The sequence below is a fragment of the Acidobacteriota bacterium genome (assembly GCA_016195325.1).
Taxonomy (GTDB): domain Bacteria; phylum Acidobacteriota; class Polarisedimenticolia; order JACPZX01; family JACPZX01; genus JACPZX01.
Map to the genome: position 1 here is coordinate 1 of JACPZX010000054.1, position 10,737 is coordinate 10,737.

Annotated in this window: 11 protein-coding genes; all 11 read right to left on the minus strand. The window is 70.2% G+C overall.

The window, feature by feature from the left end; genetic code table 11:
- Positions 1-265: hypothetical protein (locus HY049_10490; GenBank protein MBI3449328.1), on the minus strand; the 265-nt coding region annotated here is incomplete at its 3' end.
- 38 nt (positions 266-303) lie between these two features.
- Positions 304-1,350, minus strand: coding sequence for an FAD:protein FMN transferase (locus tag HY049_10495; GenBank protein MBI3449329.1), 1,047 nt, complete (start codon positions 1,348-1,350; stop codon positions 304-306).
- The gene (locus HY049_10500; protein MBI3449330.1) at positions 1,347-2,021 is read right to left on the minus strand and encodes a metal-dependent transcriptional regulator; all 675 of its coding nucleotides are present in this window, start codon (positions 2,019-2,021) and stop codon (positions 1,347-1,349) included. Before HY049_10500 ends, HY049_10495 begins: the two co-directional genes overlap by 4 nt.
- Positions 2,018-2,266 carry a hypothetical protein gene (locus tag HY049_10505; GenBank protein ID MBI3449331.1) on the minus strand — a complete coding sequence of 83 codons (249 nt, stop codon included), beginning with the start codon at positions 2,264-2,266 and terminating at the stop codon, positions 2,018-2,020. The genes HY049_10500 and HY049_10505 overlap by 4 nt, the downstream gene beginning before the upstream one ends.
- Positions 2,263-4,551 carry a ferrous iron transporter B gene (locus tag HY049_10510; GenBank protein MBI3449332.1) on the minus strand — a complete coding sequence of 763 codons (2,289 nt, stop codon included), beginning with the start codon at positions 4,549-4,551 and terminating at the stop codon, positions 2,263-2,265. Before HY049_10510 ends, HY049_10505 begins: the two co-directional genes overlap by 4 nt.
- Entirely contained in the window at positions 4,548-5,000 is a 453-nt protein-coding gene (locus HY049_10515) for a transcriptional repressor (GenBank protein MBI3449333.1), read from the minus strand. Before HY049_10515 ends, HY049_10510 begins: the two co-directional genes overlap by 4 nt.
- A 124-nt stretch (positions 5,001-5,124) precedes the next feature.
- Positions 5,125-6,441 carry an EAL domain-containing protein gene (locus tag HY049_10520; GenBank protein ID MBI3449334.1) on the minus strand — a complete coding sequence of 439 codons (1,317 nt, stop codon included), beginning with the start codon at positions 6,439-6,441 and terminating at the stop codon, positions 5,125-5,127.
- Complete coding sequence (locus HY049_10525; GenBank protein ID MBI3449335.1) at positions 6,438-7,724, minus strand: sensor domain-containing diguanylate cyclase; 1,287 nt, start codon at positions 7,722-7,724, stop codon at positions 6,438-6,440. Before HY049_10525 ends, HY049_10520 begins: the two co-directional genes overlap by 4 nt.
- 254 nt (positions 7,725-7,978) lie before the next feature.
- On the minus strand, positions 7,979-9,673 hold the full coding sequence (locus HY049_10530) for a phospholipid carrier-dependent glycosyltransferase (GenBank protein ID MBI3449336.1): 1,695 nt from the start codon (positions 9,671-9,673) through the stop codon (positions 7,979-7,981).
- On the minus strand, positions 9,670-9,960 hold the full coding sequence (locus tag HY049_10535; protein MBI3449337.1) for a lipid-A-disaccharide synthase N-terminal domain-containing protein: 291 nt from the start codon (positions 9,958-9,960) through the stop codon (positions 9,670-9,672). Before HY049_10535 ends, HY049_10530 begins: the two co-directional genes overlap by 4 nt.
- Positions 9,957-10,727 carry a glycosyltransferase family 2 protein gene (locus HY049_10540; protein ID MBI3449338.1) on the minus strand — a complete coding sequence of 257 codons (771 nt, stop codon included), beginning with the start codon at positions 10,725-10,727 and terminating at the stop codon, positions 9,957-9,959. Before HY049_10540 ends, HY049_10535 begins: the two co-directional genes overlap by 4 nt.
- Positions 10,728-10,737 lie beyond the last annotated feature (10 nt).

Here is a 10,737-nt window from a genome sequence, read left to right on the forward strand (position 1 = left end):
CCTCCCCGAGCCTGAGCCTCTCGAGCTCCGCGGCGAGAAGATCGATCCGGCGCTCGATCTCGGCGAGGCTCACCGCGCCGGCGGGAGAGGCCTGCGCCTTCACCGCCGCCTCGAGCTCGGCGAGGCGCGCCTTAAGCTCGCGGATCTCGGCCTCCGCGTCCGCGCCGGCGGCCGCGCCTGCGTCGGCGGCGCGCGCGGGCGGGACGGTGACGGCCGCGAGCAGGCAGATGATTGTTGCGCCGGCTCGCGCCGCGGCGCGGAGCACACTCCCTGTATCACGAAGCGATCTCATCCGTGTCCTTTCTATGGGATCGGCGCTGCGGGAGCGGGCGGCCCCGGAGCGCACGTTGTCCGTTCGAGCCTCTCGAATCCGGGGGTCGCCGCCGTGCGCGGAACCCCGCCGTCGGCCGCGGGGATCGTGAAGGCGGCCTCGACGCCGAACCGGCGCGCGACGGCGAAGCCCCTCTCCGGGCCCAGCACGAAGAGCGCGGTGGAGAGGGCGTCCGCGACGGTCGCGGATTTCGCGACGACCGTCACGCTGAGGGATCCGCTCGCCGGGAGCCCCGTCCGGGGATCGAGGATGTGGCCGAGGAGGCGGCCGTCCACGACGAGGCCGCGCTCGTCGTTTCCCGAGGTCGACGCCGAGCCGCCGGCGAGCCGAATCGTCCGGGCCGCCGGCTCGTCCCTCCCTCGGGAGGCGAGGTCGATCTCGACCCCGCACCGGTCCAGGCCCGCTCCGACGACCGCGATCTGGCCTCCGAAATCGATCAGCCCCCAGGCGACGCCGCGCTCCTCGAGGAGGCGGGTGGCCGCGTCGAGGGCGTACCCCTTCCCGATGGCCCCGGGGTCGAGGCGCATCCCCGCGGCGAGGAACCGCGCGCTCGACGTTGCCGGGTCGAGCGCCATCCGCGGCGAGCCGGTGCGGGCGAGCGCCGCGGCGATCTCGCTCTCGCCGGGCCAGCGTCCTCCCGCGCGAAGGGCGTAGACGTCCACGAGCGGGCCGACGGTGATGTCGAACGCCCCGTCCGTCCCCGCCGAAAGGCGGGCGCTCGCCTCGAGGAAGCCGAAGAGATCGCGGGAGCACGGAACGCCGCCGTCCGGCGCGCGCGCGTTGAGGCGCGAGAGCTCGCTCGTGGGGTCGTAGTCGCTGAGGATCGATTCCCACCGCGCGATTTCGTCGAGCGCGGCGTCGGCCGCGCGCGCCGCGAGGTCGCGCGTCGTGTGCGCCGCCTCGACGCGGCACGTCGTCCCCATGAGGAGGCGCGCCCGCTCCGCCGTCACGGCGCTCCCTGCCGCCGCGGGTACCGCGGACAACAGCGCCGCCGCCGCGAGAGTGGCGGCGACGATCATCGCGCACCTCCGCCGGCGCTCCGGCGCACGAAGATCTCGTCGGCGATCTCGCGATCGACGGCGACGAGCGTCTCGCCGACCGCCAGCACAACCGCCGGGCTCTTCTGCGTCAGCCGGATCATCGCCCCGGGGACGACGCCGAGGGTCGCGATGCGATCGAGGCTCGAGCGGCTGCGCGGCGTCATGAAGACCACGCGGGCGGAGTCCCCCGCGGCGAGATCCGCGAGCCGGGTGACGAGCGGGCGGACCTCCTTCGCCGACGTCTCGCAGCAGCGCCCGCGGGGAATCTCCTTCCCATGGGGGCAGTGCGGAGGGTGTCCGAGGAAGGAGCAGACCGAATCCGTCACCTCGCCTGACAGGATGTGCTCGATCTGGCAGGCCGCCGCCTCCGTCTCGGGCTCGCCGATCTCGAGGACCTGCATGAAGAGCATCTCGGCGAGGCGGTGGCGGCGCACGACCGCGCGCGCCAGCTCGACGCCGCGGGGGAGGAGGCTCACGCGGCCGTCCCGGCTCTCGGCGAGGCCGCCTGCCACCATCGCGGCGAGGGCCGACGCCGGCCGCTCGATTTTGGAGCCGTCGAGGAGGCGCGCGAGCGTGCACTCACCGCGCTCGGTGAGAGCCCAGATCTCCTCGGCGAGCTCCTCGATCCGTTCGCGTTCGGGGGGGATCACGAGTCCTCCTTTGGCGTGCCCGGGCCGCCTGAGGCCCATCGACGGAGCGCGCGGCCGACGCGCTGGATCATCTCGACCGTCGCCGATCGCTCCACGAACTCGTAGCCGCAGTTGGGACAGCACTCGAGATCGCAGACGCGGCTCATCGGGCAGGCGCCGCACCGGACCGCCCCGCTCATGAACCGCGCGCTGCACAGCGGGCAGACGTGCTCCCGGCCGGGGTTCGCGGCCGATGCGGGGCTCACAGGCTCACCTCGAAGAAGCGCAGCGAGACGTTCAGGAGGCCGCCGACGAGCACGGCGAACGGGAAGATGAACGCCGCGACGAGCGTGGCCACCTTCATCCCGCGCTCCTTGGCGATCATGAAGAAATTGGCCACGCAGGGGATGAACAGCGTGACGGTCACGAGGCTCACGACGACCTGGATCGGATCGAGCAGGCCGTCCTGGGCGAGGCGGTAGAGGCCGGCGGACCCGAAGTCGCGGCGGAGGAATCCGATGATGAAGGCCTGGGCCGCCTGCCGGGGGAGGCCGAGCACACCGGTCACGACCGGCGAGACGAGCGTCTCGAGCGCGCCGAGGACGCCGCTCCGGTCGGCGGCGAAGAGGAGCAGCGTGCCGAGCAGGAAGAGGGGGACGGCCTCCTTCATGTACCACTCGATCCGGGCCATCGTCTTGGTGAGGATGTTCGTGATGGCCGGCACGCGCAGCGGCGGGATCTCGAGGATGAAGTCGGATCCCCGTCCGGGCAGCAGCCTGCTCGCCCCCCAGCCGACGAGGAGGATCACCCCCGAGACGATTCCGAGCCAGACGACGGAGGCCTTGAAGGAAAGGCCGGCGAGCATCCCGAGGATGACGCCGAGCTGCGCCGAGCACGGGACGCCGAGGGCGAGGAGGAGGATGACGATCATGCGCTCCTTCTTCGTCTCGAGGATCCGCGTCGTCAGCGTCGCCATGGTGTCGCAGCCCAGGCCCAGGACCATCGGCAGGACGGCCTTCCCGTTGAGCCCCATCACCCGGAAGAGCCGGTTGACCATGATCGCGAGGCGGGGGAGGTACCCGGAGTCCTCGAGGAGGCTGAAGGCGAGGAAGAAGGTCGCGACGATGGGAAGGACGATCGCGATCGCGTACGTCGCCCCCATCGTCACGATCCCGTACGGGCCCGAGACGGCGTCGGCGACGAGGGGCCACGGCGCGTGCGCGCGCATGAAAAAATCGAGCGCGGGGTTCAGGTGGCCGCTCCAGTTCCGGAGGCTGACGCGGCGCGCTCCCGGGGGGAGCGTCACGCGGTAGATCCCCTCGGACACCTCCGGCGCCACGGAGATCGCCGCCGCCTCGCCGCTCGTCTCCGCGTTCACGCGCGCGCCGGCGATCGGGCTCCAGCCGGACTCCGCTCTCTCCTCGAGCGCCACCTCGATCGCCCGCCCGCCGGCGCCCTCCCGCGCGGAGCCGGCCGGGACGAGTCGAAACCGGCGCTCGCGCGGCGGCTCTCCCTTCACCTCGGCCGCGCCGCCTGCGGAGGCGATCGAGATCTCGGTCGACGCGAGCGGCTTTCCGAAGACGTCCCGCTCGAGGAAGTTCACCGCGCGCCCGGCGCCGAGGTCGCCCACGAAGAGGAACATCAGGTACAGCACGGCGGCGAGGAACGGCAGCCCCCACACGGGGTGCATGGTCACCGCGCTCAACGCCGGTCCGAGCGTGCGCTTCGCGCGCTCCTCGCGCCGGGTCACCCGCGCCGCGAGGCGCCCCGCCGTCCTCAACCGGGTCTCCGATGTCACCCGCGCGGCGGAGGAGGGGAGGGCGCGCGTGAGGTCGAGTCGCGCCGCCTCGATGCGCGAGCGGGCCCCCTCGTCGAGCCGCCCGCCGAGCCAGGCCGCGAGGCTCGTGTCCCCCGCGAGGAACATCAGCGCGAGCGAGCGCCGGGCGATCGCGGCTTCGGGAAGGAGCGGCGCGATCGCGGCGATCGCGGCCTCGATGCGCGCGTCGTACGTCACGGTGAAGCGCGACGCCCGCGCGACGGCCGCGCGCTCGAGGATCCCGTCGATCCCTCGCCTCCGGGTGGCGACGGTCGAGAGGACGTCCACGCCGAGCTCCCGCGCGAGAGCGTCGTGGTCGATGAGGATCCCGCGCTCCGCCGCCTCGTCGCTCATGTTGAGGCAGAGGAGGAAGGGGCGGCCCGCCTCGGCCAGCTCGAGGGACAGCAGGAGCGTCCGCTCGAGGTTCTTGGCGTCGCCGACCTGCACGACGGTGTCACCCTCGTCGAGGAGGATGTCCCGTGTGACGCGCTCGTCCTCGGACTGAGGCGTCAGCGTGTTGATCCCGGGTGTGTCCGTGACGCCCACGCGGCCGGACGGGGTGGCGGCGGTTCCGCGCGTGACCTCCACGGTCGTGCCGGGGTAGTTCGAGACCGTGACGTACCGGCCGGTGAGGTGCCCGAAGATCACGCTCTTCCCCACGTTCGGGTTGCCGAGGAGGATCACCGCCCGGATCCCGGAACCCTCGGAGATCGCCGAAGGGGACGGCGCGCTCACGACTTCGCCTGGCAGGAGGCGCAGATCCCCTCGATGCGGAGCGAGTGGCGGAGCGGCTTGAAGCCCAGCTTGCGGCACACGGCCGCCTGGCGCTCCTCGAGCGGGTCGTCGGAGAACTCGAGGATCTCGCCGCACGAGAGGCAGTGCATGTGCTCGTGGTGATGCCGCCCGTGCGCGCGCTCGTAGAGCGCCTTCCGCTGGTTGCGATCGCTCAGGTAGACCTTCTGGACGAGGCCGCTCTCGACGAGGTGCTCGAGCGTCCGGTAGACCGTCGCGCGGGAGACCGGGACCTTCTTCCTGAGCATCTTCACGTAGAGCTCGTCGGCGCCGAAGTGCCCGTCGTGCCCGAACACCTCGTCGAGGATCACGAGACGCTCACGCGTCATCTTGAGGCTCCTGGCGCCGAGGTACCCGGTGAAGATGCTGCGCTCTTGATGGGGCTTCGGCACGTCCGTCCTCTCCCGGTGATGCAACTGAGACTTAGTCTCAGTATACGAAGGGAGGCCGGGCGTGTCAAGAGCTGACTGCGGGAGGAATCGGTGAAGAGCCGCCCCGCGGGGAGCTCGGGGTGCTCTAGCGCTGGATCAGCGAGAGATCGGGCTCGGGAAACGGGGCGCCTGGGCGGGCGAAGAGATACCCCTGGCCCATGAGGACACCCGCGCCGAGGAGGGCCTCGAGCTCCTCGGGCTTCTCGATCCCCTCGGCGATGAGCTGGATGCCGACCGAGGCGGAGAACCTCTGGATCGTCGCGACGAGCTCCCGCTTCAGGGGCTGCAGGTGAAGATCGCGCACGAGGCTGATGTCGATCTTGAGAAAGTCGGGCTGGATCTCGGCCACCGACTGCAATCCGGCGTAGGCCGAGCCCATGTCGTCGATGGCGAGCCGGAAGCCCCTGGAGCGGAAGTACGCGAGGGTCTGCCGGAAGGCGGTGAAGTCGTGCACCGCCGAGTGCTCGGTCACCTCGAGGACGACGCGATCCGGCGTGAGGCCCGCGCGCTCGAGCAGCTTCAGCGTCTTGTCGCTTCGGAAGTGCGGGTCGTAGATCGACTCGGGCTCGACGTTCAGGAAGAGGAGGTTTCCGGCGGGGAGGCTCGACGCGCCGGTGAGGGCGCGCTCGCGGCAGAGGCGCTCCAGCCGCCACAGGTCGTTCGACTGGTGGGCGGCGCGGAAGACCGCGTCGATGTTCTCGAAGTAGTTTCCGTCGACCCGGCTCAGGGCCTCGTAGCCGGCGACCCGCGCTCCGTGCAGGTCGATGACGGGCTGGTAGACGCTTCTCACGAGGCGCGAGGTGATGACCTCGTTCAGGTTCGAGGCCATCCGGTGCTCGAGGCGATCGCGCTCGCGGATGGAGTCGGCGTGGGCCTCGTCGAGGGCGCGGTAGACGAGGCGCTCGCTGCGCACCAGGGGCTCGTTCTCCACGAGAGCGCACCCGATGAAGCACGGGAACCGCGTGAAGATCTCCGACGGGAGCCGGCGCGCGAGGAAACGGACGAGGCTTCCGTCCAGCCGATCGCGGATGCGGCGGAGATCCTCCATCATGAGGCGCTGCTTCTGCCGGGGCGGGGCGACCAGGATCACGAAGGCGTTGCCGCTGATCATCACCTCCGAGACGAAGTCCTCCTTGCGCAGGTGCACCGTGCGCACCGCGGCCAGGAACCGTCCGACGTCCTTCACGATGGAGTCGAACGCCTGCCAGCCCGTGATGCGCTCGACCGGCAGAGCCTGCAGCACGTTGACCGAGAGGATGGAGAGGTATCCGTGCTCCTTGAGGCTGGCCGTCATCCGGTCGAGGAGCAGCGGGACGGTCGGCAGAGCGGTGACGGGATCGATGAGGCTCTCGTCGCGGACGGCGACGTCGGCCGGAGTCGCGACGACGCGGCGCGCGCTCACGCGGACCTCCTGCCGGCGAGCGCCGGGTCGAGGGCGTCCTCGGATTCGGAGAGGAAGGTCGGCTCGTAGCTGGTCACCCGGTTGCGCCCCCCGCGCTTGGACTTGTAGAGCGCCTCGTCGGCCCGGCCGACCAGCTCCGCGCTGGTCCGCCCGTCGAACGGGTAGCTCGCGACGCCCCCCGAGATCGTCAGGTCGCCTCCCGGCTGGTTCTGCTCCTTCGGGTACTCGTGCGCGGAGATCGCCGCGCGGATCTTCTCGGCGACCACGGCCGCGCCCGACTTCGAGGTGTTCGGGAGCAGCACGATGAACTCCTCACCGCCGTAGCGCGCGACGATGTCGTCCTCGCGGACGCTCTCGCGCAGGATGCGGCCGGTGATCCGGAGGGCCTCGTCGCCGGCCGGATGGCCGTTGTTGTCGTTGTAGTGCTTGAAGTGATCGATGTCGAAGATGAAGATCGAGAACTCCTCGTGCGCCTTGTCCGCGCGGATGAGGAACTCCGCCAGGCGCGTCATGAAGTAGCGTTTCGCGTAAAGCTGCGTGAGGCCGTCGCTGTTCGCGAGCTGCTCCATCTTGTGGAAGAGGAGGGTGTTCGAGAGCGCGATGCTCCCGAGGTCGGCGACCATCTTCATCATCGCCTTCTCGTTCTTCGGGTGGCGGAGCATGCCGCCGACCGATATCAAGCCCAGCGTCAGCTCGTTGTGCGTCATCGGGGCCGCGAGCTCGATCTTGAAGTGGGGCTGTGACGCGCTGTCGAAGTCGGCCTTCACGAAGCGCCCCTTCTGCTGGAAGTCCGACTCGTCCATGCAGATCTGGTTCGACGCGACCCATCCCACGCGCCCTTCGCCGAACGGGATGAATCGGGCCCGATCGAACTCCGGCGAGAGCCCCTTCTCGTCCACGAGGATCAGCCCGTCGTTCCGCTGCGTCGTGTAGAAGACCAGGACCTGCTCGGGGTCGAAGATCTGCTCGAGCATCCGTCGCAGGAGGGGGGCGATGAGGCGCTTCTGGTGCGTGTTGTTGAGCTCGCGCGCGAGATCCGGGAGGAGCATCAGGAACGTCGAGAGGTTCTTGTTCTCGTTCTGCAGGATCCAAACGCTCTTCCTGAGATCCCGGGCGTCCTCCTCGATGGGCGCGATCTCGGCCGTCAGGCGACGCGCCGTCTCCTGCTGTCCCGAATTGATACCGAACCGGCGTCCCGCGAAGAACGCCCCGGCGGCCGCCGCGGCGGCGAGCAGTCCCCATACGACGAGAACTCCGGGGTCCAGCAGCAGGGACAGGTCCAAGCGGCCTCCGAGCGCACGACCGACGTTCCGACGAAGGGGCAAGCGGCTTCTGGACAGCAATTCACGTGCCTCGCGGGTGGATCTCCCTACAGACCGAACTTCGCCGACGGCGCGGAGAACCCGGGCGGGTTCTCGGGAGATGCGGGCTTCGAACGACGGCCGCGGGCGGCTCCGGCTCGCAAGTCGTCCCGGTCGCGGCGGAATCCTGACGCGGCCGTGACACTGCGCGTCCGCGCGGCGCCCCGTCTGGCCGTTCAGCCTCCGAGAGCACCGGGGCCGACGCTGGCGACGCACATCGTTGTGTCGCCCGTGCGCCGGCAGGTACGGTAGCGGATCGGAACCGCGACCTTCGCCTCGAGGCGTGAGAACTCGCCGCGATCCCCCACGAGGAGGATCTCGCCGCCCCGCGTGGCCTCGAGGACCTGGGCGGCCCCGTGAAGGAGAGGGATGTGATCGCGCCCGAGGGCGTAGTTGAGCTTGCCGCCGTGGATGCTGTGGAGGTAGTGAAGCGGAGTGCTCCCCTCGATCCGGACGATCTCCGCCGCCAGGGGGACGACGCTCTTGATCCGGTTGAAGATCGGGGTCCATAGGGCGCCGGAGGCCACGAGAAAAATCGTCCACCCGGCGAGCAGCGCGGCGAACGACACGCCGCGGCGCTGGATCGCGAGCGCGAGCGACCAGAAAGAGAAGCCTCCGAGCACGAGGGCCGGGATCGCGAGCGCGAGGGATCCCGGCCAGGCGAGGCATCCGCGGATCGCGTCGAGCGCCTCCTCGCTCCCCGGCTCCTGGAATGCGCGCGTCAGGGAGTGCGGGAGCGCGCCCTCGCCGGCCACCACGGGCGCGAGCAGGGCGGCGGCCAGGATGGCGCCGGCCAAAGACGCCGCCACGAGAACGCCGCGGCCGCTCTTCAACCGCCCCTCGGGATCGAAGAACCGTCGCATCATCCAGCCGGCCACGAGGAGCGAGGCCGCCGGGAAGAGGGGGAGCATGTACCGCGTCTTCTTGCCGGAGATGATGGAGAACAGGACGAAGGTCGAGGCGAACCACGCGAGGGGGAAGAGCATCGGGCGGACGCGATCGACCCTCTCCTTCGCCGCGGCCACCAGGGCCTGAGGGAGGAAGAGGGTCCACGGGAGGAACGACACCGGCAGAGCGGCCACGAAGTAGTGGAGGGGCTGCTTGTGGATGAAGGCGTTCCAGGCGCGCCCGACGTTCTGCTTGAAGAGCATCGTCTCGGCGTACCCCACTCCCGCGCGGGCGCTCGCCGCGGCGAGCCACGCCGCGACCGGCGCGGCGACGAGCGGAACCCCCCACAGGGGATGCGCCGCCTTCAGCCCCGCCGCCCCGTCGGTCATCACCGAGTAGGTCATCGCGGCGAGAGCCGGGATCAGGAATCCGACGGGCCCCTTGGCGAGCACGCCGAGGGCGCAACCGATGTAGAAGATCGGCATCCCGACCCTCTCGCGGCAGCGATGGCGCGTGAACCCGTACAGGGCCGCGGTGCAGAGGAAGGTGAGCAGCGGATCGATGATCCCGGACTGGCAGAGCTGCCAGAACAGGACGGTCGTCGCCATCAGGGCCGCGGCGAGGGCCCCCGTCGCCTCGCCCATGACGATCGCCCCGATGCGCCACGTGAGGAGCATCGTTCCGGTCGCGGCGAGCCACGAGACGACGCGCCCCTCGGACCCCGGGCGGATGAGCGGAAGCCGCGAGGCCGCCGCCGTGAGCCAGAGGAAGAGAGGGGGTTTTTCGGAGTAGACGTCACCGTTGAGATGGGGCAGGATGAAGTCCCCACGGGAGATCATCTCCCGGGCGGCTTCGGCGTATTTCGGCTCGTCGGGATCCCACAGGTCGCGCGTGAAGACCGAGGGCAGGTAGAGGGCGGCGGCCATCGCGACGAGCGCGACGAGCCGGATGCGGGCGGTGCGTCGCGCGTCGCACGCGATCACATCGGCCCCTCGGCCCGGACGGAGCCCGCGGAATCGCGATGGCGGCGAATCAACGTCAGGTTGCGCACGTAGGCGAACCCGCCGACGAGCTGGCCGGCGATGAAGACGGGATCGCGCCGGTAGATCGAGTAGGCGAGGAGGAGAAGGCCCCCGCCGAGGCTCATGTACCAGAAGGAGATCGGGATGACGGACTTCCCCTGCCGCTCGGATTCGAGCCACTGCACGAAGAACCGGCCGAAGAAGAGCGTCTGCCCGGCGAAGCCGACGACGAGCCAGAGTTGAGTCATGATTCCTCGGTGACGGTGTAGTGGATGCGGCGCTTCTTCATCCAGCGTACGGCGAGAAGATCGTGGAACGATCGGAAGACGCGGTTGCCGATGCCGTACTTGGAGCGGCCGGCCACGCGCGGGCGGTGCCCCACGGGAAGCTGGCAGACGCGGAACCCCTTCATGCGGATCAGCGTGGGGAAGAACCGGTGCATGCCCGAGAACCGGGGCATGTCGTCCAGGCACTCGCGGCGGAACGCCTTGAGCGTGCAACCTGTGTCTATGATGTCGTCGTCGGACAGGGAGTTCCGGACGGCGTTGGCGATGCGGCTCGACGCGAGCCGCACCCAGCTGTCCCTCCGTCGCGCCCGGAAGCCGACCGCCGCGTCGTATTCAGGGATCCGCGAGAGCAGGGAGGCGATGTCGGCGGGATCGTTCTGGCGATCGGCGTCGAGGGTCACGACCACGTCGCCGCGGGCGGCCGCGAATCCGGCGAGAAAGGCCGCCGTCTGCCCGGAGTTCGAACCGAGGCGGAGGATGCGGAGCTCGGGGGCGGCGCGCCGGATGGATCGCAGCACGTCGGGGGTCGCGTCGCGGCTCCCGTCGTCGACGACGATGACTTCGTAGGAGCGTTTGAGGGTCACGAGCGCGGAGCGAAGCTCTTCCCACAGGGGGACGAGGTTCTCGCTCTCGTTGTAGGCGGGGATGACGATGGAGAGTTGCGGCACGGGGGCGGAACCTTCCGCCCGGACTCGTGATGGGTCGCCTTCCGGGCGATTCACCAGCATGACCTCCGGA